23 protein-coding genes are annotated in these 19802 nt (G+C 42.1%); 13 read left to right on the forward strand and 10 right to left on the reverse strand.

Going from position 1 to position 19802, the window contains the following annotated elements:
* Nucleotides 1-74: 74 nt before the first annotated feature.
* From ku to IDJ76_RS13500, 3 genes are all read right to left on the reverse strand, one after another.
* Nucleotides 75-839 (reverse strand): non-homologous end joining protein Ku, encoded by a 765-nt coding sequence (ku, locus tag IDJ76_RS13490; RefSeq protein WP_191163859.1) that lies wholly within the window; start codon nucleotides 837-839, stop codon nucleotides 75-77.
* 64 nt (nucleotides 840-903) lie between these two features.
* A complete protein-coding gene (locus tag IDJ76_RS13495; RefSeq protein ID WP_191163860.1) occupies nucleotides 904-2226 on the reverse strand; it encodes an APC family permease in 1323 nt (440 codons plus the stop codon).
* A gap of 191 nt (nucleotides 2227-2417) precedes the next feature.
* Nucleotides 2418-2699, reverse strand: a complete 282-nt coding sequence (locus IDJ76_RS13500; protein ID WP_191163861.1) for a hypothetical protein — start codon at nucleotides 2697-2699, stop codon at nucleotides 2418-2420.
* A gap of 159 nt (nucleotides 2700-2858) precedes the next feature.
* Between IDJ76_RS13500 and IDJ76_RS13505 the strand changes: the two genes are divergently transcribed.
* The 5 genes from IDJ76_RS13505 to IDJ76_RS13525 all read left to right on the forward strand — a co-directional run bounded on the left by IDJ76_RS13505 (nucleotide 2859) and on the right by IDJ76_RS13525 (nucleotide 8453).
* Nucleotides 2859-3908, forward strand: a complete 1050-nt coding sequence (locus tag IDJ76_RS13505) for a TIGR01212 family radical SAM protein (RefSeq protein WP_224746322.1) — start codon at nucleotides 2859-2861, stop codon at nucleotides 3906-3908.
* A 136-nt stretch (nucleotides 3909-4044) separates the two neighbouring features.
* Complete coding sequence (locus tag IDJ76_RS13510; RefSeq protein WP_191163862.1) at nucleotides 4045-5244, forward strand: acyltransferase family protein; 1200 nt, start codon at nucleotides 4045-4047, stop codon at nucleotides 5242-5244.
* A gap of 32 nt (nucleotides 5245-5276) precedes the next feature.
* Nucleotides 5277-6107 (forward strand): hypothetical protein, encoded by an 831-nt coding sequence (locus tag IDJ76_RS13515; protein WP_191163863.1) that lies wholly within the window; start codon nucleotides 5277-5279, stop codon nucleotides 6105-6107.
* Nucleotides 6108-6118: 11 nt separating this feature from the next.
* Nucleotides 6119-7465 carry an acetylxylan esterase gene (locus IDJ76_RS13520; RefSeq protein WP_191163864.1) on the forward strand — a complete coding sequence of 449 codons (1347 nt, stop codon included), beginning with the start codon at nucleotides 6119-6121 and terminating at the stop codon, nucleotides 7463-7465.
* A gap of 10 nt (nucleotides 7466-7475) precedes the next feature.
* Nucleotides 7476-8453, forward strand: a complete 978-nt coding sequence (locus IDJ76_RS13525) for a toxin-antitoxin system YwqK family antitoxin (RefSeq protein ID WP_191163865.1) — start codon at nucleotides 7476-7478, stop codon at nucleotides 8451-8453.
* A 9-nt stretch (nucleotides 8454-8462) separates the two neighbouring features.
* On the opposite strand, the gene IDJ76_RS13530 is transcribed toward IDJ76_RS13525, so the two are convergent.
* Both IDJ76_RS13530 and IDJ76_RS13535 read right to left on the reverse strand, forming a co-directional pair.
* Nucleotides 8463-8939 (reverse strand): SRPBCC family protein, encoded by a 477-nt coding sequence (locus IDJ76_RS13530; RefSeq protein WP_191163866.1) that lies wholly within the window; start codon nucleotides 8937-8939, stop codon nucleotides 8463-8465.
* A 107-nt stretch (nucleotides 8940-9046) separates the two neighbouring features.
* Nucleotides 9047-9520, reverse strand: coding sequence for a ribonuclease H-like YkuK family protein (locus tag IDJ76_RS13535; RefSeq protein WP_191163867.1), 474 nt, complete (start codon nucleotides 9518-9520; stop codon nucleotides 9047-9049).
* A 408-nt stretch (nucleotides 9521-9928) separates the two neighbouring features.
* On the opposite strand from IDJ76_RS13535, the gene IDJ76_RS13540 reads away from it, so the two are divergent.
* The 5 genes from IDJ76_RS13540 to IDJ76_RS13560 all read left to right on the forward strand — a co-directional run bounded on the left by IDJ76_RS13540 (nucleotide 9929) and on the right by IDJ76_RS13560 (nucleotide 13350).
* Nucleotides 9929-10621 (forward strand): SIMPL domain-containing protein, encoded by a 693-nt coding sequence (locus IDJ76_RS13540; RefSeq protein ID WP_191163868.1) that lies wholly within the window; start codon nucleotides 9929-9931, stop codon nucleotides 10619-10621.
* Nucleotides 10622-10746: 125 nt separating this feature from the next.
* Complete coding sequence (locus tag IDJ76_RS13545) at nucleotides 10747-10965, forward strand: hypothetical protein (RefSeq protein ID WP_191163869.1); 219 nt, start codon at nucleotides 10747-10749, stop codon at nucleotides 10963-10965.
* Nucleotides 10966-11064: 99 nt separating this feature from the next.
* A complete protein-coding gene (locus tag IDJ76_RS13550; protein ID WP_191163870.1) occupies nucleotides 11065-11475 on the forward strand; it encodes a hypothetical protein in 411 nt (136 codons plus the stop codon).
* A 173-nt stretch (nucleotides 11476-11648) separates the two neighbouring features.
* Entirely contained in the window at nucleotides 11649-12791 is a 1143-nt protein-coding gene (gene bshA / locus IDJ76_RS13555; RefSeq protein WP_191163871.1) for an N-acetyl-alpha-D-glucosaminyl L-malate synthase BshA, read from the forward strand.
* Nucleotides 12792-12852: 61 nt separating this feature from the next.
* Nucleotides 12853-13350, forward strand: coding sequence for a hypothetical protein (locus tag IDJ76_RS13560; RefSeq protein WP_191163872.1), 498 nt, complete (start codon nucleotides 12853-12855; stop codon nucleotides 13348-13350).
* A gap of 112 nt (nucleotides 13351-13462) precedes the next feature.
* Here IDJ76_RS13560 and IDJ76_RS13565 read toward each other — a convergent pair whose 3' ends face one another.
* Entirely contained in the window at nucleotides 13463-14596 is a 1134-nt protein-coding gene (locus IDJ76_RS13565; protein WP_191163873.1) for a lactonase family protein, read from the reverse strand.
* Nucleotides 14597-14667: 71 nt separating this feature from the next.
* A complete protein-coding gene (locus IDJ76_RS13570) occupies nucleotides 14668-15069 on the reverse strand; it encodes an OsmC family protein (protein ID WP_191163874.1) in 402 nt (133 codons plus the stop codon).
* Nucleotides 15070-15204: 135 nt separating this feature from the next.
* On the opposite strand from IDJ76_RS13570, the gene lipA reads away from it, so the two are divergent.
* Genes lipA through IDJ76_RS13585 form a run of 3 tightly spaced genes read left to right on the forward strand, consistent with a single transcriptional unit; the run spans nucleotide 15205 to nucleotide 17514 of the window.
* Nucleotides 15205-16086 carry a lipoyl synthase gene (gene lipA, locus IDJ76_RS13575; RefSeq protein ID WP_191163875.1) on the forward strand — a complete coding sequence of 294 codons (882 nt, stop codon included), beginning with the start codon at nucleotides 15205-15207 and terminating at the stop codon, nucleotides 16084-16086.
* A 26-nt stretch (nucleotides 16087-16112) separates the two neighbouring features.
* Entirely contained in the window at nucleotides 16113-16664 is a 552-nt protein-coding gene (locus IDJ76_RS13580) for an RNA polymerase sigma factor (protein ID WP_191163876.1), read from the forward strand.
* A 4-nt stretch (nucleotides 16665-16668) separates the two neighbouring features.
* Nucleotides 16669-17514: an anti-sigma factor gene (locus IDJ76_RS13585; protein ID WP_191163877.1), complete on the forward strand. Its 846-nt coding sequence runs from the start codon at nucleotides 16669-16671 to the stop codon at nucleotides 17512-17514.
* 238 nt (nucleotides 17515-17752) lie between these two features.
* Here IDJ76_RS13585 and IDJ76_RS13590 read toward each other — a convergent pair whose 3' ends face one another.
* Genes IDJ76_RS13590 through IDJ76_RS13600 form a run of 3 tightly spaced genes read right to left on the reverse strand, consistent with a single transcriptional unit; the run spans nucleotide 17753 to nucleotide 19801 of the window.
* The gene (locus IDJ76_RS13590) at nucleotides 17753-19258 is read right to left on the reverse strand and encodes an NAD(P)H-hydrate dehydratase (protein ID WP_191163878.1); all 1506 of its coding nucleotides are present in this window, start codon (nucleotides 19256-19258) and stop codon (nucleotides 17753-17755) included.
* Nucleotides 19259-19298: 40 nt separating this feature from the next.
* A complete protein-coding gene (locus IDJ76_RS13595) occupies nucleotides 19299-19553 on the reverse strand; it encodes a Txe/YoeB family addiction module toxin (protein WP_191163879.1) in 255 nt (84 codons plus the stop codon).
* Nucleotides 19550-19801: a type II toxin-antitoxin system Phd/YefM family antitoxin gene (locus tag IDJ76_RS13600; protein ID WP_191163880.1), complete on the reverse strand. Its 252-nt coding sequence runs from the start codon at nucleotides 19799-19801 to the stop codon at nucleotides 19550-19552. The genes IDJ76_RS13595 and IDJ76_RS13600 overlap by 4 nt, the downstream gene beginning before the upstream one ends.
* Nucleotide 19802: the final 1 nt, after the last annotated feature.

The following is a 19802-nucleotide window of genomic DNA, read 5'->3' on the forward strand; positions in this document are numbered from 1 at the left end:
ATAAAGACTGTTGGGGATTAATTAATTATAAAAAAGGCCGGTAAATACCGACCAAATAAAAGAGTTAAGGGCTCTCAGGCGCCTTTCTTCAGGCTTTTCATCAATTGGTCGTACAGATCTGTACTGGCTGTTTTTTGCGGTTTAAGCTTTTTGATGGTAGCGCGCTTACCCTTTGATTTTGCCTTGATGATCTTCAGCAACTCATCTGTATATTCATTTTTAAATTTTGATACGTCAAATTTTTCTGCATACTGATTGATCAGCGTTAGGCCCACCTCCAGTTCCTTTTTGCTTACGTTAACATCATCGCTTATATTCAGATCGTCTGTTTCGCGTATTTGCTGGCCAAACCGTATCCGGGTTATCACCAGTACGTTATTAACAGGGTGTACAATACAAAGGCTCTCGCTACTGCGCAATACAAATCGCGCCAGCCCGGCCTTTCCCGACTTTTTGAGTGCCTGCAGCAGCAGTGCATAGGCCTTATTGTTTTTAGTATCCGGCTCAGTATAGTAAGATGTTTCGTAAAACATGGGGTTAACATCGGCAATATCAACAAAGCTTTCTATCTCTACCACTTTGCTTTTCTCGGGCGCGGCTGCTTCAAAGTCGGCGTCATCCATAATTACATAATCGTCGTTAAGCTTGTAACCCTTTACAATCTTATCATACGGTACTTCTTTGTGGGTATTCTCGTTAACGCGCTGAAAACGGATGCGGGCATGGTCGCGCCCGTCAAGCATATCAAAATCAAGCGACGTGGTTTGTACTGCCGAATACAGTTTTACAGGTATACTTACCAGCCCGAAACCGAGCGAGCCTTTCCAGATAGATCTCATAATAGTGCAACTTTTAGTACCTGCTATAACTATTGAAAGGGGGAACAGTTTTACTGTCAATAAATTAACTGTTGCGGATGGGCGGCCTTTTCCAGGCAAGTAATTGCCACATCACCTCGGCGGTTGCCAGGGTGCACACCGCGAATATAGCTGCCTGGATAGATTTTGGCGTAGACGTAAATGCCGCAGATAAAGCAATAAAATAAACCCCAAATGGCAACAGCATTGTTGCGCACAGCCATGGCGTGCTTAAAGGGATGCGAAAAGGCCGCTTTACCCCTGGCGATGAGATGCGCAGTTTAATAAGCGAAATATACTCGAGCGAGAGGCCCGCGCCATAAACGGTAACATCAATAATAAGTAGTGCATCGAAAGGCCAAAGCACCATAAAACTAACAATGGCCGAACAAATAAAGATAGATACATAAGGCGTTTTGTAGCGCTTGTGCAGTTTGTTGACGCGTTTGGGCAAAAGCCCGTCGGCGGCCATGGCTTGGGGGACGCGTGATACGGAAAGCAGTACCGCCGAATAAATGCCTAATGAACTTGCCATACCGCCAGCAGCCAGCATAGCGCCTAACCATCTCCCGCTTGTGATTACGCCAAGCGCAGGGAAACCATTTGCATTAAAAAGCCCGTGGTTAATACCAGATTGGATGGCCACCGTAATGGCTAAAAAATATACCACTATGGTTATTGTAAATGCGATAAGCGTGGCTTTAAGGTACGACCTTACCGGTTTTTCCACCTCGGGCGCGTAAGTGGTAACATTGTCCCAACCCAGGCAGTTCCACATTACGGTATAAAGTGCCATCCCCAGTGATGAAAAATGTATACCGTGTAAACTTTGATGCGGAACGGTTATGCCACCATGTTTGTATATGCTCATCACAAAAAGGATAATAAGCGGCGATAACACCGCAGCGCCTAAAAACAGACTCACCTTACCTACCTTAACAATGCCCAATATATTTAGGCCTGCAGCCAACCACACAATGGTGATGCATATAGGGATGCGATAGGCCTCAATATCCGGAAAGAAAAATTCGGCGTAACCAACAAATAATACGGGATAAATGGCCAGGTCGATAAAAGTATAGAGCCAGGTCCACCAGCCTTCGTAAAACCCCCAGCGCGTGCCTAACGCATGTCTTACCCACTCATAATAACCACCGGTTACGGGCATCATGCTATTTAACTCCAATACGGTAAATATGGCGGGCACATCCCAAAGCAATGGTGTTATCAATAATACAAGGATGGCTGCATGCTCTCCTGCATAAGTAAGCAACGGCTCTAAACCATAGGGGCCGCCAGATACGGTAAAAAAAACTAACGCAACAAGTTGGTAAGGTTTGATTTTTCTATTAAGGGATGGAAGCGGCATCAGCTATAAAAATATTATAATTTTTTAAGGCTGGGTTATACTTGTCAAAAAAAGCAGGTACGCTTGTAATTCTTTTAAGACAGGGATTTGATAATTAGTTTTAACGGCGTGCTATTTTAACGGCGTGCTATTAAATAAAAAAACCCTGCAATGAAATTTGCAGGGTTTGTATACAGTTAAATTTTGATTAATTAACAGGCTAATTCAATTTCGTAGTGCGGGTTAAGCAACCGCTCTATATTTACCACCGGTATAACAACCTCTGGTTTTATTTTAATGGTAAATTCGTGTACGTTTTTGCCCGATACATCGATAGTACGGTGTGTTGCGTACAACCTGTTGTTGTTAAGTATATTTTTAACAGTCAGGGCCTGCTCCTCTCCAGAGTAGATCTTGTCTCCTAACTTAATGTTCCTTTTGATGCCACCTATAGCATCAAAATCTTTCAAATTGGTAGTAGAAAATAGCGCCATCTCTTTATCTTTCTTTAGTAAATGTGTAATTCTCGCAACGCGAGCATTGTAATAACAATAATTTGTTTACAAAGTTTGGTTTTTTTTTTAAATCTCGCAATACGTATTTCTACGCATTTTAACCCATAGTTATAGGGTGATTACACCCCCTCGTACAAATTGGCCGCAAAAAAGCTGCCCAAAAGGGCTGTTATTTCAAAAAACCTTACCTTTGTGAACATTACGCAAATGCAATGCCAAACGATACAAGTGGTGGAAGATATAATTTTAGATAAAAAGCAATTACAAAGTTATAAGGGTTATAATAATTATGGCGCCTGGCTTAAAGACAAGTACAAGGGCCATCGGGTATTTAAGGTAATTGTAGATGGAGGCTTTACCTGCCCCAACCGTGACGGCAGTAAAGGATATGGCGGTTGTACCTATTGTAACGTAGATTCGTTTACACCATCGGTTAGCCGCAATGCGCCGACACTGCGCGAGCAGGTAGAGCAGGGGATGGAGCGCGCTATTAAAGGTAACAAAGCCGATAAGTTTATTATATACTTTCAGCCTAATACCAATACTTATGCCCCGGCGCATTATTTAAAGATGCTGTATGACGAAGCCCTGAGTATTAATACAGAAAATATTGTGGGCCTGAGCGTAGGCACCCGGCCCGATTGTATCGACGCGGAAAAGATTGCCCTTTTAGAAAGCTACACCGATCGTTTTGACGTTGACCTTGAAATGGGGATGGAAAGTATCTACAACGATACGCTGAACCAGATAAACCGGGGCTGCACGCACGAGGAACTGATAAGTGCCCTTGCCCTTACTGAAAATACCAAACTGGATGTTTGTGTACATACCATTTTTGGTTTCCCGTGGGAGACAAAAGAGATGATGCTGAAATATGCCGACGAGATAAACCGCCACGCACAGATCAAATTTGTGAAATTCCATCACCTGCATATTGTGGAGGGGAGTGTAATGGGTGTTAAATATAAGCGCGAGCCCTTTAAACTGTTCAGCCTGCCCGATTATGCCGACTTTTTATGTGAGTTGCTACCACTGGTGCGCGAGGATATTGTGATACAGCGCCTGTTTGGCCTAAGCGACCGCGAGCTGCTTATTGCCCCAAACTGGGGGTTGAAAAAATCAGAGATCCAATATTATATCGATCAGCAGATACTGACCAGGGGCGTTGTGCAGGGAAGCGCACTATAATTAGTGAATTAGTGATTGGAGTGGGTGTTTTTCTGAAAATTCTTTAATCCTGTAAATGCTGATTTGGACAATGGTTTGGTTTTTGCATCCTTTTGTGTAATAAATTAACTTAGACTGTTTATTTACTATTACCGTTTTGGCTCAAAAACCTTTATTGAACTATATACCGGCCCTAACCGGTGTGCGCGCACTTGCGGCATACCTTGTTTTTATATCACATTACGCCTATGGGTTTGATGATAACTTTCCCCATGCTGTGCAACGTTTTCTTAACGAGTTCCATATCGGGGTTACTATTTTCTTTGTACTATCGGGCTTTTTAATTGCCTTCCGTTATTTTGATACCTTTAAGTTAACCGGCAATTGGTTTCGCCAGTATTTGAAAAACCGTGTTGCGCGCATTTACCCCATGTATTTTTTGCTTACTGCAGGTGCATTTATCAGCTATTACTTTACCGGCGATCAAAAGATTACCAACGGCTTTGGCAGCCCTGTAGGGTTATTTTTAATGCATATAACCTTTGTGCGCGGGTTTTTTGACCAGTTAAAGTTTACCGGTATAGCCCAGGGCTGGAGTCTAACGGTGGAGGAATTGTTTTACTTTTCGGCACCGTTCATGTTTTACTTTGCGCAACGCTATAAAAAATTTTACGTACAACCCTTTATTATAACCGGCGCAGGCCTATTGCTGGTGTTGATGTTTAGAAATGTGAACTGGTACGGGTTTTTTGGCAATTTTACGTTTATGATGCTATACACGTTTTTGGGCCGCTGTTTTGAATTTTTTGCGGGCATCCAACTGGCACTTATTGTAAAAAATAAAACGCTGAACGGGGCGGCAAAAACCAGGTATACCTACCTGGGTTTCGGGCTGATATTTGTATGCGTGTGGATAATGAGTTTACTGCCTATCCCAAAAGGGGAGGTAGCCGGGTTACATAATCCATGGGGCATTATAACCAACAATTATGTGCTGGCTGCTTCTATAGCGTTGTTTTTTTATGGATTGCTTACAGAAACTACGGTGCTTAAAAAACTACTGTCCAACAAATTTGTTGAGCTGCTGGGTAAAAGCTCCTATATCTTTTATCTTATTCATTTAGGCTATATGTATGATTTTTTGCACTTCAGTTTCAATAAGCTTAATGATGATGTATTTAACCTTTATGACAAATGGGGGGTTGATTGGAGCTCGCCTTTTCAGTACGACGGCTTAAACGTTTTGTACGCGTTCATTATCCTTAATGCTGTATCTGTCATACTGTTCAAGTTAATCGAAGAACCCCTTAATCATTATATTCGTAAGTCAAACTTTTTGATCAGTTCACATAAATAGGGTAGAGATATGCAGCCGCTTAAAATATAAATATGAAAAAAACGCTACGTTATAATTTCTTACTGGTCATGATGGTGCTGCCGTTGTGCACTTTTGCGGGCTGGCCCATCGGTAAGTACCGCAACCTGGTTGTGCCGTCATTTAACTATTACACTGCTAAAAACACATTTGATACGCAAGGCAAAAAGGTAAATGGTGTAGCCGGATCGGGCTTTGACTCTTATGGGTTCAACATTTTTTTTGCACGGGGCTTAAGCCGGCGATTAGATCTGATAGTTAGCGTACCGTTTGTTTATCAAACCAATAGAAGCGGGGGAGTCACTAATAACTCAAGCGGGGCTACAGACCTTACAGCAGGTTTATCCTACCTCATTCTTAATAACCACTATGAGCGTTTTTTATCAGCACAGCTCTCTGCTATCGCACCGTTATATAGTAATAAAAACACCTCATCTGCTTTAGGCTATGGCTCATACGGGTCAGAGGCCAAGATCTCATTTAGCGGTAACATTGCCAAGCATTTTATAAAGGGGGCTTATTTTAATACCGAGATCTACTACAGGCGTTATTTTAACCAGGATGGCCCCAATCAATATGGTGCCTATGTATTTTTTGGTTACCTGCTCTCTAAATCAAACCAGGTAACGCTTGATGCGGTTGCCATTAAATCGGTATCTGATAACAAAAGCTTTAACCAAAACATTACGTCTATTAAAGATTTTTCTTTGATAAAGCCATCGTTAAGCTTTGGCCACCGGTTTAATCGCCGGTTATCCATGTTTGTGGGGGGCTACTATACAGTAGCAGGCCGTAATACAGCAATAGGTTACGGAACTAACGTATCCGCAATTTTCCACTTATAGTAATTATCTCAATGAAAAGAATTTTGTTATATATAGTACTTGCATTATCGTTTTCTGCTGGCGTTACAACAGGTGCACTGGCCCAGGATGATGAAAAGGAAGGCTCAACATTGCCGGTAGGTGAGGTGGTAATCAAAACAATACCCGGAAAAAAGAACGCCATTTTTAGTGATAATGGTGATGTTGATTACAAGCTGAAAGTAAACAATCTGTACCAGATACCACAGGATGGTGATTTTTCATATCGCGTTCGTAACGATCTGGGTGTGCAGGTATATGAAAAACGAGAGAAGTTTAGCATCGGTAAAAATAGTGTAAAAACAATATCGGTTAAGGTGCCAAAACAAAAAGCAGGTTTTTATAATATCGATTTTAGGTTTAATTTGACTGAATATGATGATACCGTAAGGCGTACTTTTGGGGTCGACCCGGAGAAGTTGAAATCGCCGCTATCAAAACCGGCAGATTTTGATGCCTTTTGGGCCAAAGCCCGAAAAGAATTGAGCACTATAAAGCCCGATTATAAGGTTACCCTTCAAAAGGAGCTATCAGACAATAACCGTAAAGTTTACCTGGTAGAAATGCGGTCATACCGCAATTTAATAATACGCGGTTGGCTGGTGGTACCGAAGGAAAGTTACAAGCAGCCTGTTCATTACCGTTTGCCGGGATATGTTGTAGGGTTAAATCCAAATTTTGATACCAACCACTTTATTACCTTTAACCTTAACGTGCGCGGTAACGGTAATAGCCAGGATGTGATCAATTTGGGTACAGATGATTACGCTACTGCCGGTATAGAACATAAGGATTCAACCATTTATAAAGGCGTATACCTGGATTGCCTGCGCGGCGCTGATTTTTTGTTTAGCCACCCGGAGTTAGGGTTAGATACATCAAAAATATTTGTTGAAGGCAGTAGCCAGGGCGGCACCCTTGCCGTTATTACCGCAGCTATGGACAAGCGTTTTAAAGGTTTGGCAATACAGGTGCCGTTATATGCTAACTTCCGGCTGGATAAGGAAATTGGTTTAAAGTACGATACCCCTGAATTCCCTATTAAATTTTTTAACCGCTATTTAGACAAGCATCCAAATATGACCTGGGAAAAGATCTTTTCTGTTATGGATTATTACGACCCGCAAAATTTTGCCCAGATGGTAAAATGCCCGGTTATAATGGGGATAGGCCTGCTGGATAAATATTGCCCGCCGCGATGCAGTTTTTCAATGTTTAACCAGTTTGGGTCAAAAAGTAAGGAATGGTTTACTTCGCCTGAATTAACACACGAGGTGGCATTCGATTACTACATGCTGCAGAACGTTTGGCTGGGCGAACAATTTAGGCTTGTTAATTAAAAATATTGAGATGAAATTTTATTCGATAGTAATTGTTGGTTTTTTAAGCTTATCATTCATTCCCTTTGATAAGCCTGCCCGCAAGGTTTTTAGATATTGCAAAACTGTTGAAAACGCTTATGTTAACGACGCAGGCGTTTTTAACGGAAAGTTTGAGCGTATTTATGACGGGCATGTGGTAGAAGCAGGCAATTATGATGATGGGCTAAAAACAGGTTTATGGGCCAGCATGGATGTAGAAGGCCACGTTGTTAAGAAAGTGGGTTACAAAAGCGGCCTGCTCGATGGGGCTGTTTCACTGACATTCCCGGATGGTAAGCCAAGGGTTACAGGTGCCTACCGCACCGGGCTTAAAATTGGCGCGTGGGCCTTTTATGATAGCGACAACCGGATAGTAAAAAAAGGTAGCTATGTTGATAATGTACCTAAAGGTATCTGGGAATATTATGACAAGGGTAAATTGATAGAAAAATATGATTTTGACGCTAAAAAAGAGTTAGTAAACAACCGCGAGGCACTGCGTTTTAGCGACGATGAGATCAAATTTAAAAGCGCCTACATGGATAAGGGTTACTATTACCGCGAGGTGATTGATGTGCCTATAGATGGTGTGCGGCCGCTGGGGGGGTATCGCAAGAGCAAGGAATATTTTGGCCAGAACATTGAAATTCCGCAGGATGTTTGGTTTACTACCATAACACAAACCTACTTTACTACTTATAAGATCCTGGCTAACGGTGCATTTGGCGATATCACTGTTTCACGTATAAAAAAACCGTATCTGCCTTATAAAACCGGTATGGATTATCAGTTTAACACATTTTCAAACAATGGGGAGCGCATCAATATTGACGAACGCACCCTATTTCATTTAGCTGATAACATAAAAGAGAACTTCGATATTTTGTACGGCCCCTGGATAGTTGCATCCGGCAATAATATAGTGGGGTCGGTGCAAATGAATTTTGTAGTGAACCTGCAATTTTAATTGCAGGTTTTATTTTGCCTCGTAGTTGCCAAATAACTTGTCAACTGCTTTAACGCGGTAATCAAAGATCTTTTTTACCTGTTTGCCAACAAGTACAGCATTGCCTATTTGTCCTATTACTCCATATCCGATAGCATAATGCAGTAGGTCGGTCATTTCAACCCCGCCGGGAATTTCTTTAAAGTGATGCTGATGGTGCCACAATGCATACGGCCCAAAACGCTGCTCGTCCACAAAATATTTGTGATCCTCCACGTGGGTTATCTCGGTCATCCAACTCATTTTGATGCCAAACAGCGGCGTAATTTTGTAGGTGATGATCATCCCCGGATACATGACGGTGTTATCCGTATAATCTGATGTTACCACAAATTTCATTTCGGGTGGGGTGATCTTTGCCAGGTTGAGCGGCGAAGAAAAGAAATCCCAGGCCTCATCTAAACTAATCGGTATATTTTGCTTTAACTTTAATGCGTATGTTTTCACACTATAGTAACGGATTAAACATGTTGCGGTTTCATAGTGGGCATATTAAATTAATAACCAGTATATTGAAACAATAACTCACCATTCGCCACTCACAACCCACCAAACTATTGCACCATTTTATTAGCACAACACGAGCTGGCAAAAGCTTCGGGCTTAGCTTTGAATACAAAGCCCATACTCATAATGTAACCCATAGCTTCGTGCAGGGCCTGGTTGCTTTTAAACATGGGGTTGGTGTTAATGTCGGCGTGAACTTCAAGGCCCACATCGTAAAGGTCAAGCAGGTCGCAAAGTTTGTAAGCGATATCGATTGATTTTTGCACTTCGGTAAGCATGCGTTCCTTGATGCTCATTTTTTGCGAAGTACGCTCCTGGTGAATAAACATGAACGCGCCCCGCTGCTCGCGGATAAAAACAATTACGGTAGCAAAATCAGTAACGGAACCTTTCACCTGCGAATCTGTACCGATACAAACTTTTAATTTATTGCCCAGGTTGGTTTCCCGTTCAATGGCAGCCTCTACTTCTTCTAAGATGGGTGTTTGGATCACCTCACCGCTAAATTTTCTCCAGGTCATAAAAATTGTTTTTGGGTTAATTTTATCTGACCTGTTTTATAGGTCTATAAAAATAAGCGATTAACTATTTTATAAACGTTAAAACCACGTCATTTATTTGTTAACATTTTATTGAATATTAACAAGTTACGGGATAATGCCGGGTTTTCAGAACTTAATGATGTAGTTTTAAGCTGCGCAACTTAACCTTACTTTGTCGTTGCCGTGCCACCAGCGGCGAAATGATAAATCGATCATTGATTTATTTATTAAAAAATATTATCCGGCTAATAGTTAGCCCTTTGCCCTTATTATCAACTTATTAAAAACCGCAGCGCGTATCTGTCGTTACACCATTATATTTTGCTGCTGTTTCACATTAAACTATCGGCACGTAACCTTATCTATACTTACATATATTTTAATACTATGAAAAAATTATTCTTAATAGCCGCTTTAGCCGTATCTACCATTGGTGCATTAGCCCAGAATGTTGATCTGCGCCGTAAAATTGAAGTAACCGGCATTGCCGAGCAAGAGGTTACACCCGATATTATCAACGTATCAATTTCCCTAAAGGAATACCTGAATGGCAAGAACAAGGTAACCATCAGTACTTTAGAGAGCCAGTTAGAAAAGGCGATAGCCGAAGCCGGTATTGCTAAAGAAGACTTTACGGTGAACAGTGTCTCGTCATGGAATTACGCTACCGAAAAGAAAAAGAACCCCGACTTTTTGGCCAGCAAACAATATGGCATCAAGTTTCGCGATCTGAACAAGTTTGACCAGATCCTGAGCAAGATCGATGCTAAGGGCATCCAGTCGACTAACATAGACAGCTATGATTACTCAAAAATCAATTCATTAAAGAACGACCTGAAGCTGAAAGCATTGTTAGCGGCCCGGGATAAGGCAGCGTTTTTAGTGGCCGGGTTAGGTGATAAACTGGGTGGTGCTATCAATATTACCGAGAATGATAACAGCAGTTTCCCATCGCCGCGTAACGTAATGTTTATGTCTAAGGCGATGAATGCTGATGCTGCGCCTGCACCTGAATCAGACATCGACTTTAAAAAGATAAAATTGAGCTTCCAGATCCAGGCAGTTTTTGAAATTAAATAGTTTAACACCCAGGCACATAGTAATGAGGCAGCCGGCTACGAAAGTAGGCCGGCTGTTTGCTTTTAGCTAAAACATTTAGTTTTCTATTACGTTAATATTTTAAACTATAAATAAACAAGGCCATTATGAAAATTTTCAAATACCTCATTGCATTGTTAGTAATTACCAATTTGATTGGTGCTTGCAAAGGGCGCGAGAACGCTACTTTAGGCGGCACCAGTGATACATCTGCAAAAGCCGGAACAGGAAAACCTGCTGAAACGATGAGCAGCGACTCCGCTAAAAAAGATACCACTTACAAAGGTAATGCCGACCCAACCGGGCGCGACGTCAAAAATAATTGAACTTGTTCATCTTCAATTAAATAAATGTGCGATAAACAGTTGATGGTGTTGCTAAAATAAAATATACTTTTTACTTTTAGGCCCCTAAACAATTTGAGCATGATACGCACGCGTTCTAAAAAAGTGCTTTTAGTAGCACCCCATGTTTTCCCCGATCAGTTACTGGTTGGTTACGGCAATGTGAAACACGTATCGGCAATCGCAACAATATTCCCTAACATTCATTCGCTTAAGCCCGACGTGATCTTTTTTGATCATACCCACATGGGCGCCGATCTGGAAAAAACATTACGCCGCCTGCAAACTAACTCTGCTTATAAAAGCATCAAAATTTGCCTGTACAAAAAAGAAGAGGCAATTACAGCCGACAGTATTTTTAAAATTTTAGGGGTGCATCATATCATATACAGTCATGATTTGCAAAAGGCATCAAAAGCCAGTGCCGCATTAAATGCTATCAATAACATGATCGACGCTTCGCTGATCAGGCTCGTGGCTGGCGCTAATTAGGCCGGTCATTTCTCCTTCCTGTTTCTTTTGATAATCCTTGTTTGGTTAAAATTTTACCTAACAATCATTTTACATACAGCAAACACATTTGCCATAAATTGCAGTTAAACTTGTAGGCCGTTTACAGTGTTAAATGTTTAACACCCTACAGCCTTAAAGCGTATCACACTCAAATGAAAATAGGAATAGTTTGTTATCCCACCTTCGGCGGAAGCGGGGTTGTTGCCACAGAATTAGGTAAAGCCCTTGCAGACCGGGGGCACCAGGTTCATTTTGTTACCTATAACCAACCTGCCCGGTTAGATTTCTTTTCAGAGAACCTTTTTTACCACGAGGTGGCCGTTTCTAACTACCCCCTGTTTGATTATCCACCTTATGAACTTGCCCTGGCAAGCCGCTTGGTTGATGTGGTGCGATTTGAGAAACTGGATGTGCTTCACGTACATTACGCCATTCCGCACGCTTCAGCGGCGTTTATGGCTAAGCAGATACTATTGACCTACGGTATCAGCATCCCTGTTATAACCACCCTGCACGGTACTGATATTACACTGGTAGGACAAGATCGCACTTACAAGCCGGTGGTGACGTTCTCCATCAATAAATCTGACGGGGTAACAGCCGTATCTGAGCATCTGAAACGAGATACTTACAAATATTTTAAGATAGAGAAAGATATTAAGGTGATCCCCAACTTTATCGACCTCACTCGCTTTAGCCTGAAGGCCAAAGACCACTTTAAAAAAGCCATTGCCCCAAATGGCGAAAAGGTGCTGGTGCATACCTCTAACTTCCGTAAGGTAAAGAATACCGAGAATGTTGTGCGGATCTTTGCAAAAGTACTGGAGCAGATCCCTTCTAAATTGTTAATGGTGGGTGATGGTGGTGAACGCTCTGGCTGTGAAAAATTAAGCCGTGATTTGGGCATTGCCGAGCATGTACGCTTTTTAGGTAAACAGGATGCTATAGAGGAGATTTTATCAGTATCAGACCTATTCTTGATGCCGTCGCAATCAGAAAGCTTTGGGTTGGCAGCTTTAGAGGCCATGGCCTGCAAAGTGCCTGTTATCAGCTCTAACGCGGGTGGTTTGCCCGAATTGAATGTGGAGGGCGTTACGGGTTTCTTGAAAGATGTTGATGATGTAGATGGTATGGCCGAAAGAGCCGTCTATATTTTAGAAGATGAAGACAGGCTGGAACAATTCAAGGAAGCTGCCCTTACCCGCGCCAAGCAATTCGAATTGGCTAATATATTGCCCGAGTATGAAAACTACTACAAGGAAATAATTGAAAAGAGTAAACAGGAGCAACTATAAATATTATTATAACATTTTGGCTTGATTTGTGTTATTACGTCACAATAATATACAAACAACCATGAAAAAAATATTCCAAACAACCTTCGCTATTTTAGCACTTGCTATTGCTTTTACGTCTTGTTCAACTACTAAAAATGCTTCATCAGCAGGTACGTCGGGCATGAGCGTAACCCGTGGAAAATTTGTAGGCACCTGGAATTTGACTAATGTAAGTTATGACGGTTTGGTACCTAATGCTGTACAAAATGTATTTGACCAGGCACCCGCCAGCGCTTTTATAGGCAGTGTATGGAAATTGACCAATAGCGGTAATGGTATTTATACCCTGGCTAACGGGCAATCACAAACCATATTTTGGTCGGTTTATAATCAGGCAGGCGCAGGCACCCAGTTTCAATTTAAAAAGATCTACGATGGTGATAAAGCTAAAAACGTACAGGAAGGTTACCGTTTGGTGATCGGAGCGGTTAACGATGCCACCATGACGTTGCAATCGCCTGTTGCAGTAGGTAACGGTACTGGTTATGTGATCTATACATTTACTAAAGCCCAGTAAACGTTAAGCAAAAAGTTAAAAGTAAAAACCCCTTTCGGTTATCGAATAGGGGTTTTTACTTTTTATATAAAGCGGGTTACTTAAACCGTCAACTTTTCATTTTAAGCAAACGTTATTTAGCCGGTGCAAATTTCAGGCATACAGGATTGCCTATTTCAAAACGGTAATGGGTATCGATTAGTTTACCCGTTTCTTTATTGATGCGATAGGTTACCACATTATCGCTTCGTTGGTTAGCTACAAGTAAATAACTACCGGTTGGGTCTATTGCGAAGTTGCGTGGGCCTAAGCCCTGCGAAGGCTGGCGTTCTACAAACGTGAGCATGCCGGTTTCCGGCGCAACTGCAAATACCGAAATATCATTGGCATCGCCGCGGTTAGATGCATACAGGAAACGTCCGTCTGGCGATACATGCATATCAGCGGCACCGGTTGTACCGGTAAACCCATCGGGCAATAAACTAACACTTTGCTTCTGCTTTAACTTACCATCATTATAATCAAATGCGATAACGCTGCTACCCATTTCGGTAATCAGGTACAGTGTTTTTTTATCTAAAGAAAAATCAATATGGCGTGGGCCTGCGCCCGGTGCCACATTCACAAACGCAGGGTTGGCTGGTGTTAACGGGTTTGGTTTGCCTGGTTTGTATCTGGTTACATTCAGTTTGTCTGTTCCCAGATCGGTGTAGAAAACGTATTTTTCATCGGGTGATAGCACTGCGGTATGTACATGGGCCTTCTCTTGCCGCTCTTTGTTTGGACCGTGGCCATTATCATGTATAGTCTGTAAGGCAGGGGCAATTGAGCCATCTTTATTAATAGGCAATACGCAAATACTGCCGCCGCTATAGTTTGCTACAAAAAGGCTTTTTTGTGCTTTGTCTATCGATAAGTAACAAGGGTCGGCACCTAAAGTAGATACTTTATTAATAAAAGTCAAAGCGCCCGATTTGGCGTCAAAGCTAAACGCACTTATTTCGCCTGCGGTACCCTCATTAACGGCATAAACAAATTTGTTATTACTACTTATGCACAGGTACGATGGATTGCTAACATCATCTATCTTATTTAAATAAGCGGTTTTGCCTGTTTCGGCATAAAAACGATACACGGAAATGCCCTTGCTGCTGCCACTGGTATAAGTGCCCACAACAAGATCGAATGTTTTTGGTGTCATATCTTTTTTCTGTGCAAATAACAGCCCCGGAATTAGCAACGATGCAGCGAACAGTAAGTTTTTCATTATTTAAATTTTGGTTTACAGCGCAAGTTAATAAAATGATCAACAGGTTAAGGCAATCTTAATAAGATTGCCTACCAGCCGAAATCAACTGTCTTTTTCAGGTTTTCGTTTAAGCTTACGTGTACCGGGCAGGTAAGGGCGGCACGCTCCAATATCTTTTGCTCTTTTTCGGAATATTTTTGCGGGAAGCGGAAGTTGATCACAATTTCGCCCACCCTGCGCGGGTCGGCTGCCATTATTTTAGTTACCGAACACTCGGTATTATCAATATTGATGCCGTGGCTGTTTGCCGCTATGCCCATTATCGTTAGCATACAGCTTGCCAGCGATGCGCTCATCAGGTCGGTAGGTGAAAAAGCTTCGCCCTTGCCGTGGTTATCAACAGGGGCATCCGTGATTATCTTTGTGCCCGATTGCAGGTGCGTAGCTTCGGTACGTAAGCCGCCGAGGTATTTAGTTTCAATAGTTGCCATTTTTAATATGTTTTTGTTAAACAAATCTATGTGTTAAATTTATTTAACGCGGCCTTTAACATCAACAAACTGTAATATTGTAGTAATAAGATAGCCGGTTTAGTGGGTTAGGCGGAATTTAACTAATTTTGTAACATGATCGAATTGCCTGTAGTGCCAGTAAGTAACCAGCCACAACGCAAGCCGGATTGGCTTAGGGTTAGGCTACCTGTAGGGAAGGAATACGCCCACGTTCGCGGCTTGGTTGATGAGCATAAACTGCACACCATTTGCGAAAGCGGCAATTGCCCAAATATGGGCGAGTGCTGGGGTGCCGGTACTGCTACCTTTATGATATTGGGTAACATATGCACCCGGTCATGTTCTTTCTGCGCTGTTGCAACCGGCCGCCCGCTGGCTGTCGATAAAGATGAGCCGAACCGGGTAGCCAACTCGGTGAAATTAATGCAGGTGAAACATTGCGTAATCACATCGGTAGATCGTGACGACCTTAAAGATGGCGGTTCTATCATCTGGGCCGAAACTATTAACGCTATCCGCAGGGAGAGCCCCGAAACTACTTTAGAAACCTTACTGCCCGACTTTCGCGGCATCTGGCCAAACCTGGAGCGTGTATTGGAAACCCGCCCCGAAGTAGTATCGCATAACCTGGAAACCGTGCGTCGCTTAACAAAAGAAGTGCGCATACAAGCGAAATATGACAGAAGTTTAGAGGCTTTAAGAATCACTTCAAATGCGGGTGTACGCACCAAATCGGGCATAATGCTTGGCTTGGGCGAACGCGAAGAAGACGTATTAGAAGCAATGGACGACCTATTAGACGCAGGCGTACATATATTAACGCTTGGCCAGTACTTGCAGCCAACACGTAACCACCACCCGGTGGTAGACTGGATCCACCCGGATCAGTTTGCCAGCTATAAGGAATGGGGACTACAAAAAGGTTTCAGGTACGTAGAAAGCGGGCCATTGGTACGCTCTTCTTATCATGCCGAAAAGCATTTGTTTGAAATGTAATTAATCCTTTCTATCTTTCAGGCCAATTGTCACCAAAAAGAAAAATATCACTATCGGAAGAAGAGCTTGTGCTTGCGTTACGCAACCGCGAAAAGATCGCTGTTGAAGCGTTATACGACATGTACTCGGCCTCTTTATTTGGTGTGATCTCCCGAATTATAACCGACACGGCCATTGCCGAAGATGTTTTACAAGAAACTTTTGTAAAAATATGGCATTCCTTTTCGGGGTATAGTGCAGAAAAAGGCCGTCTGTTTACCTGGATGGTCAATATCGCGCGCAACCTCTCGATCGATAAAATACGTTCCAAAGATTTTAAGAACCAAAACAAAAACCAGGAGCTTGAAAATAACGTAACTTTCATAGACGAACAAAGGAACACAGTTTACAAACCTGAGTTGCTGGGCATTAGAGAATTAGTATCTACCCTAAAACCCGAGCAAAAGTCCATCCTTGATCTGGTGTATTTTAAAGGTTACACTCATGTGGAAGCCGCCGAAGAACTTGGCGTACCACTTGGAACCATTAAAACACGTTTAAGGATGGCTATACAGCAACTTAGAAAGCATTTTAATTAAAAAAGTGGAAAACGTACAGGCATATATCGAATCGGGAATTCTGGAACTTTATGTTCTTGGAGACATATCTCCGGAAGAAAGGTTGCAGGTGGAAGAAATGGCTGCTAATCACAGCGAAGTGAAGGCAGAGATTGGTGAGATAGAACTATCTATGGAGGCGTTTGCCGAAACACATGCTGTTGAAACATCAGAACTTGTAAAAACTAAAATTTTAAACAGCCTGTTAGTTAATTTAGGCGACGATAAAACATTTACTAAACCACGTAAACATAATAGTGAAGAGGTTTTTGAAGATGAGGTTGATAACGTAATTGCGTTACCAGCAAGACGAAGCAATTTTTACAAATATGCATTTGCAGCCTGCCTTACACTGTTATTGATAAGTGTATACGGTATAGTCAATTTATATAGCAAATTACAGGAGTCATCTACCCAGCTTACGGCTATGCAACTGGACAAGCAAAAGATTGCTAACCAGGTAAATGTAATGGACGATGAGCTTGATATTTACCGCGATACATCTTACAAAGTATTAAAGCTTAAGGGTGTTGCTAAGTCGCCGCAATCTGCAATGACATTGGCATGGAGCCCGGTTACCAAGAAAGTGGTATTAGATATGCACAGCGTTAAACTGCCGGCACATGATAAACAACACCAATACCAATTATGGGCTTTGGTAGGTGGCAAACCGGTTGATATGGGTGTATTTGATTTGAACACCGATACAGCAAGCGTTAAACAAATGAAATCTATTGCTATGGCCGATGCCTTTGCCGTGACCCTGGAGCCAGCAGGCGGTAGCGCAGGGCCAACATTAGACCAAATGGTTGTAATGGGCGGCACTAAATAACAAGACACATTATCTATCTGAAAATAGAAAAGTCCGGTTTGCATTAGCGAACCGGACTTTTTGTTATCAAAGTAATTTTACCTGTGAGTTAAAACCAAAATAAAAAAATGTTGTTACTGTAACTATAATGTATTTGATACGTCATATACATACTTAGTTTGAAGTATTTAGTTCTTTATAAGATCAGTTAATAGTTAATTAAAAGAGACGGATGTTTGATACTTACATCCGTCTTTTTTTATGCCGTTAATTTTGCCATGGTAAGCGGCAATTGGTTAATGATCTTTGTAGGGAGCACTACATTCAGGCGATTAGGTAGCGCAAGTTCATCACCCGCCTTGCCGTGAATGTATATACCTAATAAACAGGCCTCCTGCGGCGAATACTTTTGAGCCAGTAGGGAAGTGATAATACCAGTTAACACATCACCCATCCCGCCTGTGGCCATAGCTGCGTTGCTGGTCGAATTAAAATAGAGTTGCCCGCTTGGTGTGGCAGTAATGGTATAATCGTTTTTGAGGATAATGTTGATGTGATATTGGGCCGCCTTTGCTTTCGCCGTTTGCAATCGCTGCCACCAGTTGTCATGCTCGCCAAATAAGCGGTCAAACTCTTTCATATGCGGTGTTAAAATACTCTCTGCAGGGATCTTATCTAAAAGCTTCGGATTTTCTGCCAATACATTCAAAGCATCCGCATCAATCACTACGGGCCTCTTGTAATTTTTAAAGAGTGCTTTAACCAGTTTCAAGGTTGATGGTTCGTTACCCAAGCCAGGGCCAATGCCAATGGCACTAAATTTAGCCCATTCGATATCCGGCAGTTTATCATCGGTTCGGGTGATAGCCATTACCTCGGGCATCGAACTATTAAGCGCCACTAATCCGCTTTGCGGGATACAAGCGGTAGTTAAACCTGCCCCAGCATGCGCACAAGCCGACGCGGAAAGTAGTGCAGCACCCATTGTCTCATCTTTACCCGCAATGATCAACGCATGCCCGTAGGTGCCCTTATTGCTGAATTTGTGGCGTGGCCTGATTAGTTTACGCACGTCTGCTTCCTCTACAAAAAAGTATGTCGTGTTGAGCGACTGAATAAAGGTTTCATTTAAGCCGATATTTACAGCCTCCCAGCACCTAATGTAAGGGCCTGATTCAGGTAACAGAAAATTCAGTTTGGGTTGTTGAAAGGTGATCACCAGGTCGGCCTTTAACGCAACAGCATCTTTTGTGATCTCGCCATCAGCATAAAAACCAGTCGGCACATCAACCGCGACTACGGTTTTTTGTAAGCCGTTCAAGTATTCAACTAAGTTTTTATAATCTCCGGCTAAGGGTTTATTTAAGCCGCTGCCCAGCAAGGCATCTATAATGATCTCCGCCTTTTCTGCGGGCGGTTTGCTTTTTGTTTTGATCTCGCTGATAGTGATCTTTGTCTGCCTTAACCTTTTTAGATTCTCCTTAAAACCATCGCTTTCCTTTTCACTAAACCGGGTAATCTTCACATCGATGTTGCAATATCCATGATCGCACAAAATACGGGCGACAGCCAAACCGTCGCCACCATTATTGCCAGTGCCGCAATAAATTGTAATGGTTTGTTTTTTATCTTGGAAATGATTGACGAACCAACCCACAAAAGCTTTACTTGCCCGCTCCATCAAATCGACAGAACTGATAGGCTCATGGGCAATCGTATAAGCATCCGCTTCGCGGATTTGGGAGGCAACAAGTAAAGGGAGCATACACCCTAAAGATAGGATATTAAGGATTTGTTTTTGGGAATTAATAATGGTAACGGCATTGCAAAATTACAATTGCGCCGTTATCTATCTTGTAAACTATCCGGTGCTCCAAATTTATCCGGCGTGACCACCAACCAGAAAGGTTATGCTTTAGAGGTTCTGGTTTACCATTACCTTCAAACGGCTCCCTCTCAATCTCTTTTACTAAAGCATTGATCTTTTTTAATGTGGACTTATCTGTAGACTGCCAGTACAAATAATCATCCCAGGCCTGCTCAAGAAAAACTATTCTCATTCGTCTATCAGGCTTCTTTCTTTACCTAACCCTTTTTCATAATCCTCTATTCCCTGTAATAAACGCGCAGCATTTTTAGGGCTTTTCAGTAAATAAAAAGTTTCTTCCATGCTTTCATAATCAGCTTTGGAAAGTACTACAACATCGTCTCCGGTTGCGCTTGTTACAAAAAGCGGCGTATGGCTATTGCGCACCTTATCCAGATATGATTTTAGTTGCTGGCGAAAATCTGTGTAAGTAGTTATCATA

The sequence above is a fragment of the Mucilaginibacter glaciei genome (assembly GCF_014773245.1).
Taxonomy (GTDB): Bacteria; Bacteroidota; Bacteroidia; order Sphingobacteriales; family Sphingobacteriaceae; genus Mucilaginibacter; species Mucilaginibacter glaciei.